Genomic DNA, 17,757 nt, shown 5'->3' with positions numbered 1-17,757 from the left:
CACCCCCGCCCACCCCCGTCAACCGCACTCCTCCTATGGGCCACCACACACGAGCACCTCGACAAGGGGGAGCAAAACCGCCAATACCCGGCAAAACACCGGCGTTCCCGGGTTCCGTCCCCGATTGACGGCCCCTGGTGCGTCACAAGCCGCGACGGTCATTCCTATGATGGGCGCACGACACCACGGGCCGCCATGACCAGGCAGGGTCCACAAGGTGCACTGCGGCGCGACGGTGGAGGGGTCGATGGCTCAGGGGCCGGACAGGGACCTGCGGGACGGACCGCGGAGGCGATGTCGCCCTACCCGGGGTACGCCCTGCCCGGGTACACCCATCCGCTGCCCCCTCCGCACCTCGGGGAGGATCACGGGCATCTCCTCGGAGAGGACCGTGGACACCTCCTCGGGGAGCAGCTCGGGGAGGACCACGGGCACCACCTCGGGGAGCACCTCGGAGAGGACCACGGACACCACCTCGGGGACGAACAGGGCCACCACCCGGCCGCGGACGACCCCGGGCACCTCGACGGCTACACGCCCACCGCGCGCGACCTGCCGGTCATCGAGCCCCGGCAGCCGCAGCCGTACGGCGAGGCGCCCCACGACGTCCCGACCGTCGAGCTGACCCCGATCACCGCCCCGCAGCACCACCCCGTCCCGGGCGGCCCGGGCCCGCTGTACGTCGTCGGCGACGTCCACGGTTACCTGGACGAGCTGTACGCGGCGCTCGCCGCGCAGGGCATCGTCGACGCGCACGGCAACTGGGCGGCCGGCAACACCCGCCTGTGGTTCCTCGGCGACTTCACCGACCGGGGCCCGGACGGCGTCGGCGTCATCGACCTGGTGATGCGGCTCTCCGCCGAGGCCGCGGCGGCCGGCGGCTACTGCAAGGCGCTCATGGGCAACCACGAGTTGCTGCTCATCGGCGCCAAGCGGTTCGGTGACACCCCCGTCAACTCGGGCGCCGGCACGGCCTCGTTCCAGGCCGCCTGGCTGCTCAACGGCGGCCAGCGCACCGACATGGAGCGGCTGGAGGACCACCACCTCCAGTGGATGTCGCGGCTCGACGCGATGGCGGAGGAGGACGGCCACCTGCTCGTCCACTCCGACACCACCGCCTACCTGGAGTACGGCGACTCGATCGAGGCCGTCAACGACGCGGTGACCGAGGCCCTCCAGCGCAACGACCCCGACGAGTGCTGGGACCTGTTCCGCAAGTTCACCAAGCGCTTCGCCTTCCGCGACGAGTCCGGCTCCACGGCCGCCCGCGAACTGCTGGAGACCTACGGCGGCAGCCGCGTGGTGCACGGCCACAGCCCCATCCCGTACCTCCTCGGCGAGGTCCCCGGCGAGGACTCCGACGGCGAGGAGAGCGCCCCCGTCGTCGAAGGGCCGCACCTGTACGCGGACGGGCTGGCCCTCGCCATGGACGGCGGCGTCACCATGGCCGGAAAGCTGCTGGTGGTGCAACTGCCGCTCGCGGACTGAGGATTATCCGACCGGTTCATGGGCAGGTTGGGATTCCCACCGCCGCGGGGGAATTCGCGAAACGCACTGTCACCCCGCGCCGGTGCGGCTCTACCATCGGCTTATCCGTAGCAGGCTCTCCTCCGTTTCCGCCCCATACAGGCGCCGTCGGCGCCAAGGGCCCTACGGAGCATCGGGGGATGCACATGAACAGCGCTCCGCATCTGCTGGCCGAGGACCGCCCGGAATTCGAGCGGGTCCTGGACCTGGCACTGCGCTCGGCGGACCGGGATCCGGAGATCAGCGCACTGATCGCCGCGAAAGGACGGCGACTCGACACCGAACAGCTGCGGACTTCGGCCCTCCGGGCCATGGCCGACATTTCGGCGCGCGCGCTGCCGGAATACCGGAATTACGTCCGGGCGCGCGAGGAACTGCGCAGCCTGCACCACCACCGTTCCGCCTCTGCCGGTTCCCGGGGACGCGGCGGGCAGGAGGGCGACGACGGCCTCGACGGTCCTGACGTCCCTGACGGCCCGGACGCCTCCGGAACGGGTGCCGGGGCGGGCGCGGGGGCGGTGCTGACCGTCCTGGCACCGGTCCTCGCCGGGATAGCCGCCTTCCTGTTCCTCCTCATCGGCTATGTGCTCAAGGCGATCGGCACCGAAAGCTCGGTCGCCCGGCCGATGGTGACCGCGGGCTGGTGGTTCGCCGGCCTCATGGCCGCCGGCGCGCTGATCGCCATGGGCGCACTGCTGCTCACGGCGTTGCGCAACGGCCGCCCGGGCGCTTCCGGAGGCGGAGCGTCCGCTGCCGGATCCTCCCGCCCGTCCCACGCCTCCCACACCTCCCGTCATGACCGGCTGACCCTGGCCGCCGACCGGGCCCGGGACGCCTGGCACGAGGCCCTGCTGCACCGCGGCGTCCTGCCCTTCCTGCGTCAGGCCCTGGCCGACGCACCCGTGGCACCCGATTCCTCGTACGTGCCGGGGCCGCGGGAGGAGCGGGGTCACAACTCGCGGCTGGGCTTCTCCAGTCCCGGCTTCTCCAGCCACGAGGAACAGCCGGGCCCCCACCTCCGGCCCCGTTTCAGCAGCCCCGACTACACCGGGCCGGAGTTCGGCGGCTCGAACGGCCGGGAGTGAGTCCCGCGCCGCTCACGGCGCGGTCCGGGAGGCTTCCGGTCCGAGGACGCCCGCCCGCCTGGCCGCGGCGACCCAGCCGGGGAACTGGGACAGCAGCCGGTCGTAGAGTTCGCGGTCGGAAACGGCGGTGATGTCGTCCACGGCGAAGAACCCGACGTTGTCGAGGGAACGGTTCGGCAGGGTGTCGAACCGTTCCAGCACCCCGTAGTCGGCCCGCCCGAGCCCCACGAACTGCCAGAAAACGGGCTCCTGTACGGCTGCCCGGAGCTGCCGTTCGATCCGCTCGTCCTCGTACACACCGCCGTCGGAGAAGAACAGGACGAGGGTCGGGTCGGCGGACGGGTCCGTCCGGACCTCCTTGCGCACCTTGGCGATCACGCTCGGCTCGTTGTTCCCCCAGCCGATGCGGCGCATGTCGATCTGCCCGGCACGGCGTTCACCCTGCCCGTGCTCCCAGGGGTCGTCCAGCCGCACATGCAGGGAGATCCACTCCGGCAGGTCGGCCGGCCGCAGATCGGGCAGCCGGGCCGGGCGGTCGGCGAAGACCCACGCCTCCATCGTGCCGTCGTCGTCCAACTGCGCCGCGACGGCCGCCATCCGCTCCACCACGCCGGCGACGACACCGTCGTCGTACAACTCGCTCATCGAACCGGACGCGTCGAGCACCAGGACCACCCGCGCCCGGAGCCCGTCGGCGCCCCGCTTCCTCAGACTGATGGACACCTGCTCCTTGCGCAGCGCCAGCCGCTCGCGCAACTCGACGGGAAGCCGCTCCTCACCGGAGGCGACGGGGCCGGACGCGGCGGGGCGGGAGGCGGCGAGGCCGGAGGCAGTGGGGCGGGACGAGGCGGACCCGGACCCGGCGGGCTGCGCCGGAACCGGCACGTCCTCCTCCTCCACCACGACGCCGAAGTCGGTGGCGAGTCCGGCCAGTCCGGTGTCGTACCCCTGACCGACCGCCCGGAACTTCCAGCGTCCGTCCCGCACGTACAACTCCCCACAGATCAGCGCTGTTTCCGGCCCCCCGGCCATCTCGTACCGGGCCAGCCGCGCCCCCGTCGCCGCGTCCAGCAGCTCCAGCGTCAGCCCGCTCACCTCGCCGAACGTCCCGCCATCCGTCGCGGCGCAGAGCACGACCCGTTCGACGTCCGCCTCCAGTCCGTCCCGGTCGACCGCGATGACGTCGGTGACGAGACCGTCCGCCCCCGCCCGTTTGCCACGGTGCGCGACGGCACCCGAGGCATGCCGCGGCTGGTTGTAGAAGACGAAGTCACCGTCGCCGCGCGCCGTTCCGTCGGCGGTGAGGAGCAGCGCGGTGGCATCGACGTCGGGCGCCCCCGGCACGGCTTTCCAACGGAGCACGGCGTGCACTGCGGTCACGGGCACCACACAATTGGCGCCCTTGCCCAGAGATATGTCATTCATCCGGCCAGTCTCACGGGCAAACAGAGGAACCGGACAATCCGCCGCCCGCCGGAACAACCCCGCCGAGCGGAACTCCCCCGTCATCGCATCCACCGTCAGAGGTGACCATGACCCGCACCGAGTACTACGCCGACCCCGCCGCCCATGTGATCGCCTACTCGGACGGGGAGGTGCGTCGACAGTTCAACGTGTGCTTCACCGCACGGATCATCGGTGGTGAACTCGCGATCTCCGACGAATCCACGGAACTCCGGTTCGTACACCCCGATGAGATCCCGGGACTCCCCATGCACCATACGCAGCGACTGCGTATCCGGCACTTCTTGGAAGGGCGGGAGCAGCCCTACTTGGGGTGATCGAACGGCGGCTCGGTATCCGGGAGGGCGATCCCTGTGAGGGCGATCCCTGTGGGGCACGAGCCGCCCTGGCAGACCGTCCCGGTCTGCCGGGGCGGCCGCGTCCGACCGCCTGCGACCAGTGGCCGCTCAGTCCGCGATCGGCAGGTAGACCCTGCCACCGGCCTCCGCGAACTCCTTCGACTTCTGCATCATCCCCGCCTCCACCTCGTCGGGCGTGGCCGTCCCGTCCGCGTCCGCGCCGCCGAACCGCTCCGTGATGCTCCTGCTGATCTTCATCGAGCAGAACTTGGGTCCGCACATGGAGCAGAAGTGCGCGGTCTTCGCCGGTTCGGCGGGGAGCGTCTCGTCATGGAAGGCGCGGGCCGTGTCCGGGTCGAGGGCCAGGTTGAACTGGTCCTCCCAGCGGAACTCGAACCGCGCGTCGGAGAGCGCGTCGTCCCATTCCTGGGCGCCGGGGTGGCCCTTGGCCAGGTCGGCGGCGTGTGCGGCGATCTTGTACGTGATGACGCCGGTCTTGACGTCGTCGCGGTCCGGCAGCCCCAGGTGCTCCTTGGGGGTGACGTAGCAGAGCATCGCCGTGCCCCACCAGGCGATCATCGCGGCGCCGATGCCCGAGGTGATGTGGTCGTACGCCGGGGCGACGTCCGTCGTCAGGGGGCCGAGGGTGTAGAACGGCGCCTCCTCGCAGATCTCCTGCTGGAGGTCGATGTTCTCCTTGATCTTGTGCATCGGGACATGGCCCGGGCCCTCGATCATCGTCTGGACGTTGTGCCGCTTCGCGATCGTGTTGAGCTCGCCCAGCGTGCGCAGTTCGGCGAATTGCGCCTCGTCGTTCGCGTCCGCGATCGAACCCGGGCGGAGCCCGTCGCCGAGGGAGTACGTCACGTCGTAGGCCGCGAGGATCTCGCAGAGCTCCTCGAAGTTCTCGTAGAGGAACGATTCCTTGTGGTGCGCCAGGCACCAGGCGGCCATGATCGAACCACCGCGGGAGACGATGCCGGTCTTCCGGCGCGCGGTCAGCGGGACGTAGCGCAGGAGTACGCCGGCGTGGACGGTCATGTAGTCCACGCCCTGCTCGGCCTGTTCGATGACCGTGTCCTTGTAGATCTCCCAGCTGAGCTCCTCGGCCTTGCCGTCCACCTTCTCCAGGGCCTGGTAGAGCGGCACGGTGCCGATGGGGACGGGCGAGTTGCGCAGCACCCACTCGCGGGTGGTGTGGATGTTGCGGCCGGTGGAGAGGTCCATCACCGTGTCGGCGCCCCAGCGGGTGGCCCAGGTCATCTTCTCCACCTCCTCCTCGATCGAGGAGGTGACGGCCGAGTTGCCGATGTTGGCGTTCACCTTGACCAGGAACTTCTTGCCGATGATCATCGGCTCGATCTCCGGGTGGTTCACATTGGCCGGGAGGACGGCCCGGCCCGCCGCGATCTCCTCGCGGACGGTCTCCGGGGAGACGTTCTCCCGGAGGGCGACGTACTCCATCTCCTCGGTGATCTCCCCGCGCCGCGCGTAGGCGAGCTGCGTCACGGCGGTGCCGGACCGTCCCCTGCGGGGCTGGCGGGGGCGGCCGGGGAAGACCGCGTCGAGGTTCTTCAGGCCGCCGCGCGGCGACGCGTGCTTGACGCCGTCGTCCTCCGGGCGCATCGGGCGGCCCGCGTACTCCTCGGTGTCACCGCGGCCGATGATCCAGTTCTCGCGCAGCGGCGGCAGGCCCCGGCGGACGTCCGTGGTGACGTCCGGGTCCGTGTAGGGGCCCGAAGTGTCGTACAGCTGTACGTCCTGCCCGTTGGTCAGGTGCACCCGGCGCACCGGGACCCGGAGGTCGGGGCGGGAGCCGGTGACGTAGTCCTTGTGCCAGCCGATACGCCCGGTCCGTCCGGTACGTTCCGTGGCTTCGGCCGTCGGTCGCGTGGTGGACGGGTCGGCAGACGTGCGTGCGTCCTGCGAGGTCATATGACCGTAACTCCCTACGCCGGCATTACCCGGTAACAGGTTCAGCGGTCGACGCAGCGGCTTCCGTACCGTTCGTACGGAGGTCAGCGCCCTCTCAGCCCGGTGCTCCGAGCTCCCGCGATTGCAAAGGTGCCACAACGCTAGCGCCTTCCGGCGCCGGAGTGCCAGAGGGGCTTGCGATGATCGGGCGATGACCGCCAGCGACGCCGTTCCCCCGCCCCGGCCGCCCTCGTCCCCGCACGGATCCGGCCATGGTCGCGGGCGGGGGCGCAGACGGCGGAAGGGGTTCGGGTTCGGTGCGGGAGCCGAGGCCGGTACCGGGGCCAACACCGGGACCGGGACCGGGCAGAGCCATGGCCACGGGCACGGCCGGCACGGGTCCGATCACGGCCACCAAGGCCATGGCCACCACGGTCACGGGCACCACGGACATGGACATGGGCACAGCCACAGTCACAGCCACGGCCCCGCCACTCCCGTCTCCCACCGGCTGCGCAAGGTGATCGCCGCGGTGCTGATCCCGTTCACGGCGGCGGTGCTGGTGGGACTGGTGGTGCTGTGGCCGGGGGGCACGCCGCCGCACTCGCACACCGGGCTCGGGCTGGACCGGCACACGGAGTCGGGACGGGTGGTGAAGCAGGAGCAGGTGGCGTGCGCCGGGGGCGCGGGAGCCGCCGGCGGGCCGGGGGACGGTCAGGCTCCTCCGCCGCAGGGAGCGGGGGCGCCGGGTGGTCCGGTCCCGGCCGAAGGCCCTTGCCTGTCGGCCGTCATCGAAGTCTCCTCGGGGCCGGACAAGGGCCGGACGTTCACCGAGATCGTGCACCCCGGGGCGTCCCGGCAGTACACGGTGGGCCAGCGGGTCGTCCTCGCCTACGCCCCCAAGGCCCCCGAGAACCTGCGGTATTCGGTCATGGACGTGGACCGCGATCTCCCGGTCGGCCTGCTGGCCGGCCTGTTCGCCGTGGCGGTGGTGGCCATCGGACGGCTGCGCGGCGTCTTCGCACTGGTGGCCCTCGTCATCAGCTTCGGCGTGCTGACGCTGTTCATCCTCCCCGCGATCCTCCAGGGCTCGGATCCGCTGCTGGTGGCGGTGGTCGGCGGCAGCGCGATCATGCTGATCGCGCTGTATCTGTGCCACGGCCTCAACGCCCGCACGTCGGTGGCGGTCCTGGGCACGCTCACCTCACTGCTGGTCATCGGGGTGCTGGGGTCGTGGTTCATCGACTGGGCGCGGCTGACCGGGAACACCGACGACCAGACCGGACTCGTCCACGGCCTCTTTCCGGGCATCGAGACCCAGGGCCTGCTGCTGGCGGGCATCATCATCGGCTCGCTGGGCGTCCTCGACGACGTGACGGTCACGCAGACGTCTGCGGTGTGGGAGCTGAAGGAGGCCAACCCCTCCGCGAGTTGGCGCAAATTGTACGGTGCGGCGATGCGCATCGGGCGGGACCATATCGCCTCTGTCGTCAACACGCTCGTGATGGCGTACGCCGGTGCGTCACTACCGTTGCTCCTGTTGTTCTCGATCGCCGACAGCGGCGTGGGAACGGTGGCCACGAGCGAGATCGTCGCGGAGGAGATCGTACGGACGCTGGTCGGGAGCATCGGGCTCGTGCTCTCGGTACCGGTGACGACGCTGCTGGCGGCGCTCGTTGTCAGTGCCGACCGGCACACTGAGGGTGAGGGAGCGGAGACCGTGCCCGGGGGCGGCGCCGGTGCGCGCTCCGGCGGCGGAAGGCGCCGCCGGGCGAAGCGCTAGCGCCGGGGGCGGACGGTACGGGCGCCGACGGGCGTCCGCTCGCAGGAGCTTGTCGGTGGGACGACCGGACGGGGGGTACCGGTGATCGGGGAGACGGGCCGGGTGACGGGGGCGATCGGCCCGGGGCTGGTCGGCGAGGTGATGCTCCGTGTGCGCGGGGGTGCCGAGGCGTTCCTGGCGTACGCGGTGGAGCCGGGCGAGCGCATCGCGCGGGGGACGCTCGTGGTGGTCGTGGAGTACCAGCCGCCCCGCACGGTCTATGTGACGTCCGCCTACGGATGACGTGCTCGACGGCGGCCGTCGCAACACCGGATCTCAACACAAAAGGGGGAAACGGTACATGTTCATCGGGATCGTGGCGGGGGCCGTCGTGGTGGCCGTCGGCCTCGCGGTAGGGCTGTTCAAGTTGATGTGGCGCGTCGCGGAACCCAACGAGGCGCTGGTCATCTCCGGCTCGAAGCACCGCACGGAGGGCCTCGGGGAGGGCATGGGCTTCCGGATCGTCACCGGGCGGGGCACGCTGGTGCTGCCCGGGGTGCAGGTGGTGCGCAAGCTGTCCCTGGATCTCAACGAGGCGCAGTTGAACGTGGATTGCGTGACGAACCAGGGCATACCGCTCAAGGTCCATGGCGTGGTCATCTTCAAGGTCGGTGACGACTTCGTCTCGATCGCCAACGCGGCCCGCCGCTTCCTGGACCAGCAGAAGTTCATGGCCGAGCGGGTGCACAACGTGTTCGCCGGACACCTGCGGTCGATCGTCGGCGGGCTGACCGTGGAGGACATGATCCGCGACCGGGAGCGGCTGACGGGCGAGACCCGCGCGGCCTCCGGCACGGAAATGGAGAAGCTCGGCCTGATCATCGACTCGCTGCAGATCCACGAGATCCAGGACCCGACCGGCTACATCAAGAACCTGTCCGCGCCGCACGCCGCGGCCGTGCACCGGGACGCCCGGATCGCCCAGGCCGAGGCGGACCGGCTGGCCACCGAGGCGGAGCAGGCGGCGGCCGCGCGCATGGCCGAGGCGACCCGCGACAGCGAGATCCTCCAGGCCGGCTACCAGGCCGAGCGGGACGGCGCCGCGGCCAAGGCGCGGCAGGCCGGGCCGCTGGCCGAGGCGGCCGCGCAGCAGGAGGTCGTGGTCCAGGAGACTCGGGTCGCGGAGCTGGCGGCGCGGCGCCGGGAACAGCAGCTCCAGGCGGACGTCCGGAAGCCGGCCGACGCGGCCGCGTACAAGACGCGCACCCTGGCGGAGGCGGAGCGGGACGCCCGGATCTCGGCGGCACAGGCGCTGGCCAAGGAGACGGAACTGGCCGCGGCGGCCGACGCGACCCGGGTGAAGACGGAGGCCGCGGCCGAGGCGGAGGCCACCAAGGCGCGCGGCCTGGCCGAGGCCGCCTCGACCCGGGCCACCGGTGAGGCGGAGGCCGCGTCCGGGCAGGCGCAGGGCGTGGCCGAGGCCGAGGCGGCCAAGGCCCAGGGTTTGGCGGAGGCCGAGGCCACCCGGGCGCGCGGGCTGGCGGAGGCCGAGGCGGCCAGGGCCCGGGGCCTCGCCGAGGCGGAGGCGGCCCGGGCCAGGGGGCTGGCGGAGGCGGAGGCGATCAAGGCGAGGGCGGCGGCGCTGGCGGAGAACCAGGAGGCGGTGGTCGCCCAGCAACTGGCCGAGAAGTGGCCCGAGATCGTCGGGGCCGGCGCCCAGGCGTTCGGCAGCGTGGACCACATGGTGGTGCTGAACGGCGCGGACGGCCTGTCGGAGGCGTTCGCCAAGGCGCTGACCCTGGGCGGTACGGGCCTGGGGCTGGCACGGCAGCTGCTGACGGCCATGAGCGGCGGTCCCGAAGGCGGCGACGGCGTCGAGGGCACCGGCGCGAGGGGCGGCCGGGCCTCGGGGGCCGTGGGAGGCACCGACGGCAGTGACGGAGCCGCGGGCCCCGGCCGGGGCACGGCCGCCGCGCCGGGCGGCCCCGTCCCGCGCACCGAGCGGGTGCCGGTCGAGCGGCCCGCCGGGGGCCCGGCCGGGGGCGGTGGCGGCGCACCGGCGCGTTAACCGGCGTTCTGCCCCTCGGTGTTGCCGGCGAGGATGCTCTCGAGCGCCGCGGCCAGGTCGTAGTCGAAGTCGGCGACCGAGCGCTCCTCGCCGAGCGGGGCGACGCGGTCCGTCCGGTCCAGGAAGGCCACGAGGGGCGCCGCCCCGGCCCGGAACAGCGCGCCTTCGCCGCCCACTTGCAGACGGATGAAGACGTCCGAGAGGTGCTGTGCGGAGGCGGGGGCGATGTGCACATCGCCTTCGCCAGAGGGCTGGCTCAATCCGTCGAGCAACAACTCCCTTGCGAAAGCCCAGGTCACCGGGGCGTCGCCGGGCAGATGAAAGGTGAACTTCACCGCGTAGGGATCGCTGCTGTCATAGGCCAGCTCCACCGGGATACGGAAGGACAGCTCCTCGGAGACGAGGAACGTCATGATCACTTCTGCCTGAACTGTGTCGCGCATCGCCCAATGCCCCGTCTTTGTCGGTTTGGCCGGGATTGGATCCTCATGGCCCTACTCATGACGCCATAGTCTGACAACAACGCCCTGCGGATCACAAGGAGTGATTTTTCAGTTACCGATAGAGATTGAGAGGGAGCTTACGGCTCTTCGACTCTGGAGAGTAGCGACTCGACTACGGCGCGGAGTCGTTCCGTCGGATTCCGGGCGGACATAAGCAGAGAACTGGCCAAAGTGCGGGGCGTCCACCGCCGGGGCGGGGCGCTGGACGGACGTCCGGCAGACGGCCTGCGGGCAGTCGGCGGACGGCGTACCGGCGGCGGGCGAGGCCGTCGGCACGACGAGGAAAGACGACGAACGACGCTGGGGCGATGAGGAAACGGGCGGGCTCGGCCCGCCCTACTCCTGCCCCGCGCAAACCGGTTGGAATCATGCCGGGACATGCCGGAGGGGCGGATATCCCGCCCCTCCTCGCACACTCGGTGCCGGGGTGAACCGGCCGTCCCGGCTGACGGCCGAAGTTACTCCCCGCGTTCCGATTCGTTGAGTTGACGAATTCGCCGGAGCGACGGGCCTACCAGTCGCCGCCCTTCGACGACGAGGACCCCGTGAACTTCTTGACGACGAAGATCAGGCCACCGATCAGCGCCACCAGCAGCAGCGCCTTGAACAGAACGTCGATGACGATCCCCAGCACGCTGACGATCAGGCTGCCGAACACCACGCACACGAGCACCGGCAGGGCGATCCACTTAACCCACCACGGCAGTCCCGCGAGTATCCCCTTCTGACCCATGTCGTTCCCTGCTCTCCGCTTAGCGCGTCGTTGTCGGATCACGGCCGCCGTGCCACTCCGCCGTCCGCGGCGCGAGCGGCGGGCGGATCGTGTGCCACCGGTGTCACCGGCCGTCCGGAGCGGTCGCCCCGGCCTGCTTCGATGCTAGGGCGGGCCGGGGTGCGAACGGGGCCACCGCGACCCCCGGACATCCCTGAACCTCCCCCTACGGGATGGGCGCCGGCGACCCTGAGATCCCGGGCCCCGCAGGGCCTCGGCAGGACCGGCTCCGGGAGGGACGGCCGGTCGGCGCGTTCCCCGGACGACCGCCGGGTCCGGTTCCCCGGACCACCGCCGGCCCGGTTCCCCGGGCGGCGGGCCGGGTCAGCTCTCCGGCGGGGAGAAGACGACCAGGACCCGCAGGTCCTCGCTGATGTGGTGGAACCGGTGGGTCACCCCGGCCGGAACGTAGACGACGCTGCCCCGCCCGACCTCCGTCGTCTCGTTCCCCACGGTGATCGACGCCCGGCCGCTCACCACCACGTACACCTCGTCCTGACTGTGCGGGCCCTGCGGGTCCGCGTCCCCGGCGTCGAGCGCGTAGAGGCCGACCGACATGTTCCGTTCCTTGAGGAACTGCAGGTACGCCCCTTCGTTCGCGGCCCGCTCCGCCTCCAGCTCATCCAGCCGGAACGCCTTCATCCGTCGCCTCCTCCTCCGGGCGCCGGCCGTACCGCCGATCGCCGATCCCACCTGTCGGTCCCGTCTGCCACGATCTCACGTATGAAGAATTTCGTAGTCAAGACGATCGCCAATGCGGCGGCCCTCGCAGTCGCGATCTGGCTGCTCAAGGGCATCACCCTGGCCGGTGAGACGACCGCCGCCAAGGCGATCACGCTGCTCGTCGTGGCGCTCCTGTTCGGCCTGGTCAACTTTCTCGTCAAGCCGGTCGTCAAACTGCTGTCGTTCCCGCTCTTCATCCTCACGCTCGGCCTGATCACCCTGGTGATCAACGCGTTGATGCTGCTGCTGACCAGTTGGCTGGCCGACAAGTTCGATCTCGCGTTCCACGTGGAGGGCTTCGGGCCGGCGCTGGTGGGCGGCGTGATCATCTCGATCGTGGCCTGGGCGATGCATGTGATCCTGCCGGACGACAAGGACTGACGCGACGAGCACCACGCGACAAGGACCGACACCGCGAGCACCCGCGCGGCAGGGGCCGGCGCGGCGAGCACCGCGGCAGGAGCCGGCGCGGCGCGTACGGCACCGCCGCGGGGACTCACGCGGCACGTACGGGAGGGCGGGAGAGCGGAAGCCGCCTCACCGGCCGGCCGGCGGCGGGTCGTACCCGACCGTGTTGGCGGCCAGCTCCTCCGGCGTGATCTCCGTCGACCAACCCTCCGGAGGCTCCTGGTACGGGCTGCACGCCCCGCAGGCGGCGCAGGTCCAGCGACCGTGGATGCCGTGCACGATGGCGCCGCAGCCGGCGCACGTGTCCGTGGTGTAGTACGGCGGTTCACCGGGCAGGGCCGGTGACCGCCATGGGTACGGAGGATCCGGGGACGCGCCGGCGGAAAACTCATCCATGCGCCCCAGACTGCCACGGGCGCACCCCGGCGCACACCTTGTCGGCACGACGCGTCGCGACGTGTCCCGCGTTCGTCCCGCGTTCCGCACACCGGAAGTCAGGGCGGGGCCAGGCCCGGGAGGGCAGCTTGCGAAAACGTCGACAAGACAACAGGCCGGCCGACGCGGGGACGTCGCCCACCGTCGACAAAGTGACAGGCACAAAGCGGGTCGGCCGCAGGCGATTTGGCGACGTGGCGCCCCGGAGCGCGTACGGCCCGGGCACCGCGGAACAGGCCCTGGCAGCACGAAGGCGGCTCAAGCCTCCCCCCTCATGGCTTGAGCCGCCGCGGTTCACGTGAAGAAGAACCGCGCGACCAAGGCTAGTTGACTCTACGTCAGTGTCCAATCACCCTGGCGACACAGCCCTATCGACTTATTTATAGTTCCTCTACGGTCGGTGGCGGACCTCCCGGGGAGACAGCATGGATCTGACCCTGTTGCGCACCTTCGTCACCGTCCACCGGGCGGGCTCCTTCACCCGCGCCGCCGCTCTCCTGGGCCTCTCCCAGCCGGCGGTCACCGGGCAGATACGCACTCTGGAGCGCCGGCTCGGCCACCCCCTCTTCCTCCGCCAGGCGCGCGGCGTCACCCCCACGACGCTCGGCGACGAACTGGCCCACCGGATCGCCCCGCACGTCGACGCCCTGCTGGAGATCACCGAATCCGGGCTCGACGAGCAGTGGCCGCACCGCACCCTCCACCTCGCGGGCCCGCCGGAGTTCACCGCGCTGCGCGTGCTGCCCGCGCTGAGCCCGCTGATCACCCAGGGGCTCACCGTGCGCGCCGCCCAGGGCATGTCGGAACCGCTCTTCGAAGGGCTCGCCGCCGGCCACCACGAACTCGCCGTCACCACGTCCCGGCCCCGGGGCCGGCTGCTGACCGCCACCCCGCTCTGCGACGAGGAGCACGTCCTGATCGCGGCACCGCGCTGGGCGGCCCGGCTCGGCGGCGCGGCCGTCGTCCGCGACAAGGGGGTGGCCGTCCTGGAGCACCTGCCGGTGGTGGAGGTGGACGAGAGCCTGCCGTTCGTCAGCCGCTACTGGGCCACCGTCTTCGACAGCAAGCCCCTCGCCACCGGCGCCGTGATCGCCCCCGACCTGCGAGCGGTGCTGTCCTGCGTCGTCGCGGGGGCGGGCATCGCGGTCCTCCCCCGCTACCTGTGCGAGGACGCGTTGGACACCGGGGAGGTCGTCGCCCTGCTCAACCCGCCGGTGCCGCCGCTGCGCACGTACTTCCTCGTCGTCCGGACCGGCACGCTGGCCCACCCGCATCTGGCCCGGGCACACGAGTGGCTGCTGCGCGCCGCCGTTTCCTGGTGAGGAAAGGGTTTCGCGACGGTCGTGGCGCGGCAGATGTCGCTTATGACCGTACGACCGGTGGTCAAACGCACCGCCCGCGCCATTCTGCTGGAAGGCGAGCCGGGCCACGGCTCCGGCGAGCTGCGCCTCATCCTCATCAAGCGCACCAAACCCGGGGAAGACCCCTACTGGATCACCCCGGGAGGCGGCGTCGAAGCCGGTGACGAGACCGTGATCGCCGCCCTGCACCGGGAGGTCGACGAGGAACTGGGCGCGAAGGTCGTCGACGTCGTGCCCGCGTTCGTCGACACCGTCCTCCACGTCCCCGACCCCGCCGACCCGGACGACCGGACCGTCCCCGGCGGCGTCAAGGTCCAGCACTTCTTCGTCTGCCGCCTGGCCTCGATGGACCTCGCCCTGCGGCACGGCCCCGAGGTCGACGAACCGCGCGGCACGTACGAGGTGGTCCGGGTGCCGTTCACCCGCGAGGGCATCGCCTCGGTGGAGGTCGTGCCGCCTTCGCTCCGCACATATCTGCGCGAGAACGTCGAGGGGGTACGGGCGCTGCTCGCCGACGATCTCGGATAGCGCCCCCGGACGCCCTTCAGGGACGGCCGGCGGCGGCTCCGAAGTAGTCGCCGCCCTTCCGGCTGTCGCGGGCTGTCGGAAGGGCGGCCTCCGCGTTCGCTCCCTCCCGGACCCGGCTCAGCCGGGGGATGTACTTGCCGCAGTGCACGTACGCCTCCTCCACCGTGATCTCCACCCACACCGGCGTACGGCGACCGGGCGCCTCCTCGACCGGCAGGCCGGGATGGGCGGTCCGCATCTCGGCGTCCTCCACCACTCGGGCGCGCCCGTTGACGTGGAGGCCGACGCGGTCGCGGAAGAAGTCGACGAGCAGGATGCCGACCCGGGGGTTCTCCTCGATGTTGCCCATGCTCGCCAGGACCCCGTTGCCCCGGTACTCGGGGTAGGCGAGGGTGCGCTCGTCAAGTGCCCTGAGGAATCCGGGCGGTCCGGCCCGGAAGCTGTTGTCGCAGGCGCCGCTCGCGTCGGCGGTGGCCAGGAAGAACATCTCCTGCCGGGCCAGGAACTCCCGCATGGCCGAGTTGACGTGGGCGAGCGTCTGCTCGGCGTAGAAGCGGTCGGCGCGGTCGGCGGTACCGAATCGCTTCTGCAGGGCGTGCTCGCCCGCGCTGCCCGGGCGCGGAGCCGGCGGCGCCTGCGGTTCCATGAGCGTCGGCTCGTCCGGTACCGCCGGCTCGTCCGACACCGCCGCCTTGTCCGGCACCACCGGCTCGTCCGACACCGCCGGCTCGTCCTGCACCGCCGGCTCACCCGTCACTGCGAGCTTGCCCTCCGCTGTGGTCATGCCCCTCGCTGCGGCGGGCCCGTCCATCACTGCGGGCGTGTCCATCACTGCCGGCTCGTCCGTCCGCATCAGCCTCTCGCCTCCGCAAGAAGTCCGTCGATCCCGTCGTGGCGTATTCGGTGGGTCGGGATCCCGGCCCCGACCAGGGTGTCCAGACCGCTGCGGATCATCCCCGGCGGCCCGGAGAGGTAGGCGTCGTACGCGTTCCACGGCCCGTACGCGCGCACGACGTGCGGGAGTTGACCGCTGAGGGCGCTCGTCGGGCCGTCGGAGACCACCGGGCGGACGGACAGCCAGGGGTGGGTGCGTTCCAGGTCCCGCATGGTGTCCATGTCGTAGAGGTCGCCGTCGTGCCGGGCGCCGTAGAACACCTCGACGGGCCGGCGGCCGCCGTGCTCCGCGACGTCCTCGACCAACGCCTTGATCGGGGCGATGCCGGTGCCGCCGCCGAGGCACAACAGCCCGTTGTCAGTGGTGTGGTCCACAATCATGGAACCGGCGGGAGGACCGAGTCGCAGGACGTCCCCGGGGCGGGCGCGATGGACCAGCGCACCGGACACCCAGCCGGCGGGGACGGCCTTGACGTGGAGGGAGAGCAGCCCGTCCGGACGGGGGGCGGAGGAGAAGGAGTAGTGCCGCCACACACGCGGCCACCAGGGGGTCTCGACGCTGGTGTACTGGCCGGCGAGGAAGGGGTACGGCTGGTCGGGGCGCAGGGTGAGCACGGCGATGTCCGGCGTGCGGAGCTCGTGCCCGACGATCTCCGCGTGCCACCAGGGGGTGAGCCCGGTTCGTCCTCGGCGGCGGCGTCGATCATGGTCTGGGAGATCACCGTGTAGACCCGCACCCAGGCGGCCTCCGCCGCCGGGCTCCAGGTGCGGGTGGCGAAGCGGGCGAGAGCGCCGATGAGGCTCTCGCCCACGGCGGGGTAGTGCTCGGGCCGGGTGCCGTACTTGCGGTGCCCGCGCCCCAGCGGGGAGAGGTACGCGGTGAGGGCCGCCGCGTCGTCGACGCACCGGGCCGCCGCCAGCAGGGCCTTGAAGAGGCGGTCGCGTTGGGCGTCCATGGCCGGGGGGAAGAGGTCGCGGAGTGGGGGGTGGTGGAGGAAGAGCAGCGCGTAGAAGTGCGAGACGACCGTGTCGGCGATCGGCTCGATCTCGGCCAGGGTCCGGCGGATGAGGTCGCCGTCGGCGGCCGGTGCGCCGGGTGGTTCGGGCGGCGGCGGGGGAAGCCGTTCATCGGTGTGTGGCCGCGGATGGCCGCCTGGGCGTTGCGGTCCGTCGTTCGGCGCCGTCCGGCACGCGGCCTCGCCGTGATCACCGCGGGCGCCCTTCTTCCCGTCGTGCCGCGGGCTGTCGGGCGTGGCGCGGTCGAGCCCGTCCGGAGCGCTCGGCCCGGAAGCGGCGGTGCGGCGGCGGGGGCCGGCGCGTAAGGCGCCTCGGATGGCAGTGGTGGCGTCGGGGCGGCGCGCGCCGCCCGGGTCGTGGGAGCCGTCCGGCCTGCGGGAGCCGTCCGGGTCACCGTCCGGTCGGCGGGAACCGCCCAGGCCGTGGGCGCCGTCCGGGGCCTGGGAAACGTCCGGGGCGCGAGAGGCGTCCGTGGTGCGAGACGCGTCCGTGGCCTGAGAGGCGTTCGTGGCCTGGGGGGCGTCCGGATGAGGTGGGTTCCGGTGCTCCGGGGTGGGGGGCCGGCGGTGGGGCGTCGGGGGTCTGCCGGGTGGGGTGAACCAGCCCCAGTCGCCGCGCCTGCCGGGGGCGCCGTCTTCGGGCGACGGGCGGCTCGGAGCGTCCATTCGTCTCTCGCCTCGACCATCTCTCGTCGGTACGCGCCGCCCGGCCGAGCCGGGCGGTGCCCGCGATCCCCTTGGGGTGATGGGGTGTTCGGTGCCGGGAAGCATGCCAGCCCGCGCTCCGGCACCGGCCGTTTCGCGGAACTCCGCGCGGCGGCAGGGCGATTGCGGTTATGGTTCGCGGTTCGAACGGGCGGTTGGACGACGATCGGACGATGGACGGGCGGCGGGCGGGCGATGGGGGGTGACGGGCCGGTGACGGATGGGCGTTGTGAGGGCGGGGGCCCGGCGCCCTC

At 71.7% G+C, this 17,757-nt stretch carries 16 protein-coding genes and 3 pseudogenes; 9 read left to right on the top strand and 10 right to left on the bottom strand.

What is annotated here, in order from left to right:
- Window positions 1-294: 294 nt before the first annotated feature.
- Both ACQEVS_RS17520 and ACQEVS_RS17515 read left to right on the top strand, forming a co-directional pair.
- Window positions 295-1,488, top strand: coding sequence for a metallophosphoesterase (locus ACQEVS_RS17520; protein ID WP_433021457.1), 1,194 nt, complete (start codon window positions 295-297; stop codon window positions 1,486-1,488).
- 179 nt (window positions 1,489-1,667) lie between these two features.
- The gene (locus ACQEVS_RS17515) at window positions 1,668-2,612 is read left to right on the top strand and encodes a hypothetical protein (protein ID WP_433021455.1); all 945 of its coding nucleotides are present in this window, start codon (window positions 1,668-1,670) and stop codon (window positions 2,610-2,612) included.
- Between the two features lie 12 nt (window positions 2,613-2,624).
- On the opposite strand, the gene ACQEVS_RS17510 is transcribed toward ACQEVS_RS17515, so the two are convergent.
- Window positions 2,625-4,037 (bottom strand): VWA domain-containing protein, encoded by a 1,413-nt coding sequence (locus tag ACQEVS_RS17510; protein WP_433021453.1) that lies wholly within the window; start codon window positions 4,035-4,037, stop codon window positions 2,625-2,627.
- A 125-nt stretch (window positions 4,038-4,162) separates the two neighbouring features.
- On the opposite strand from ACQEVS_RS17510, the pseudogene ACQEVS_RS17505 reads away from it, so the two are divergent.
- A pseudogene (locus ACQEVS_RS17505) lies at window positions 4,163-4,393 on the top strand (NUDIX hydrolase); the annotation flags it as partial.
- 129 nt (window positions 4,394-4,522) lie between these two features.
- On the opposite strand, the gene thiC reads toward ACQEVS_RS17505, so the two are convergent.
- Window positions 4,523-6,349, bottom strand: a complete 1,827-nt coding sequence (gene thiC / locus ACQEVS_RS17500) for a phosphomethylpyrimidine synthase ThiC (RefSeq protein WP_433021451.1) — start codon at window positions 6,347-6,349, stop codon at window positions 4,523-4,525.
- Between the two features lie 190 nt (window positions 6,350-6,539).
- Between thiC and ACQEVS_RS17495 the strand changes: the two genes are divergently transcribed.
- The 3 genes from ACQEVS_RS17495 (at window position 6,540) to ACQEVS_RS17485 (ending at window position 10,158) form a co-directional block, all read left to right on the top strand.
- Window positions 6,540-8,111: a YibE/F family protein gene (locus ACQEVS_RS17495; protein WP_433021449.1), complete on the top strand. Its 1,572-nt coding sequence runs from the start codon at window positions 6,540-6,542 to the stop codon at window positions 8,109-8,111.
- A gap of 81 nt (window positions 8,112-8,192) precedes the next feature.
- On the top strand, window positions 8,193-8,393 hold the full coding sequence (locus ACQEVS_RS17490) for a hypothetical protein (protein WP_433021447.1): 201 nt from the start codon (window positions 8,193-8,195) through the stop codon (window positions 8,391-8,393).
- A gap of 58 nt (window positions 8,394-8,451) precedes the next feature.
- Window positions 8,452-10,158 carry an SPFH domain-containing protein gene (locus ACQEVS_RS17485; RefSeq protein ID WP_433021445.1) on the top strand — a complete coding sequence of 569 codons (1,707 nt, stop codon included), beginning with the start codon at window positions 8,452-8,454 and terminating at the stop codon, window positions 10,156-10,158.
- On the opposite strand, the gene ACQEVS_RS17480 is transcribed toward ACQEVS_RS17485, so the two are convergent.
- The 3 genes from ACQEVS_RS17480 to ACQEVS_RS17470 form a co-directional block, all read right to left on the bottom strand.
- On the bottom strand, window positions 10,155-10,601 hold the full coding sequence (locus ACQEVS_RS17480) for an SsgA family sporulation/cell division regulator (protein ID WP_004948386.1): 447 nt from the start codon (window positions 10,599-10,601) through the stop codon (window positions 10,155-10,157). The two genes, ACQEVS_RS17485 and ACQEVS_RS17480, sit on opposite strands and share 4 nt — an antisense overlap.
- Window positions 10,602-11,172: 571 nt before the next feature.
- The gene (locus ACQEVS_RS17475) at window positions 11,173-11,394 is read right to left on the bottom strand and encodes a DUF5326 family protein (protein WP_433021442.1); all 222 of its coding nucleotides are present in this window, start codon (window positions 11,392-11,394) and stop codon (window positions 11,173-11,175) included.
- Between the two features lie 363 nt (window positions 11,395-11,757).
- Window positions 11,758-12,075 (bottom strand): cupin domain-containing protein, encoded by a 318-nt coding sequence (locus ACQEVS_RS17470; RefSeq protein WP_433021440.1) that lies wholly within the window; start codon window positions 12,073-12,075, stop codon window positions 11,758-11,760.
- 81 nt (window positions 12,076-12,156) lie between these two features.
- On the opposite strand from ACQEVS_RS17470, the gene ACQEVS_RS17465 reads away from it, so the two are divergent.
- Complete coding sequence (locus ACQEVS_RS17465; protein ID WP_433021438.1) at window positions 12,157-12,537, top strand: phage holin family protein; 381 nt, start codon at window positions 12,157-12,159, stop codon at window positions 12,535-12,537.
- A gap of 156 nt (window positions 12,538-12,693) precedes the next feature.
- Here the strand turns inward: ACQEVS_RS17465 and ACQEVS_RS17460 are convergent, their stop codons facing one another.
- A complete protein-coding gene (locus tag ACQEVS_RS17460; protein ID WP_004948400.1) occupies window positions 12,694-12,960 on the bottom strand; it encodes a hypothetical protein in 267 nt (88 codons plus the stop codon).
- 464 nt (window positions 12,961-13,424) lie between these two features.
- On the opposite strand from ACQEVS_RS17460, the gene ACQEVS_RS17455 reads away from it, so the two are divergent.
- Together ACQEVS_RS17455 and ACQEVS_RS17450 are read left to right on the top strand one after the other, a co-directional pair.
- A complete protein-coding gene (locus tag ACQEVS_RS17455) occupies window positions 13,425-14,321 on the top strand; it encodes a LysR family transcriptional regulator (RefSeq protein WP_433021436.1) in 897 nt (298 codons plus the stop codon).
- A gap of 42 nt (window positions 14,322-14,363) precedes the next feature.
- Window positions 14,364-14,888: an NUDIX domain-containing protein gene (locus tag ACQEVS_RS17450; protein ID WP_433021434.1), complete on the top strand. Its 525-nt coding sequence runs from the start codon at window positions 14,364-14,366 to the stop codon at window positions 14,886-14,888.
- Window positions 14,889-14,904: 16 nt separating this feature from the next.
- Here the strand turns inward: ACQEVS_RS17450 and ACQEVS_RS17445 are convergent, their stop codons facing one another.
- The 4 genes and pseudogenes from ACQEVS_RS17445 to ACQEVS_RS17430 all read right to left on the bottom strand — a co-directional run.
- Window positions 14,905-15,672 carry a pyridoxamine 5'-phosphate oxidase family protein gene (locus tag ACQEVS_RS17445; protein WP_433021432.1) on the bottom strand — a complete coding sequence of 256 codons (768 nt, stop codon included), beginning with the start codon at window positions 15,670-15,672 and terminating at the stop codon, window positions 14,905-14,907.
- Window positions 15,673-15,740: 68 nt separating this feature from the next.
- The gene (locus ACQEVS_RS17440) at window positions 15,741-16,157 is read right to left on the bottom strand and encodes a hypothetical protein (protein WP_433027647.1); all 417 of its coding nucleotides are present in this window, start codon (window positions 16,155-16,157) and stop codon (window positions 15,741-15,743) included.
- A gap of 63 nt (window positions 16,158-16,220) precedes the next feature.
- A pseudogene (locus ACQEVS_RS17435) lies at window positions 16,221-16,397 on the bottom strand (FAD-binding oxidoreductase); the annotation flags it as partial.
- Window positions 16,398-16,546: 149 nt separating this feature from the next.
- Window positions 16,547-16,738: pseudogene (locus tag ACQEVS_RS17430) on the bottom strand (globin domain-containing protein); the annotation flags it as partial.
- Between the last annotated feature and the right edge of the window lie 1,019 nt (window positions 16,739-17,757).

The organism is Streptomyces sp. CA-181903 (assembly GCF_050937075.1).
GTDB lineage: Bacteria > Actinomycetota > Actinomycetes > Streptomycetales > Streptomycetaceae > Streptomyces.
This window is presented reverse-complemented; position numbering and strand designations above follow the sequence as displayed.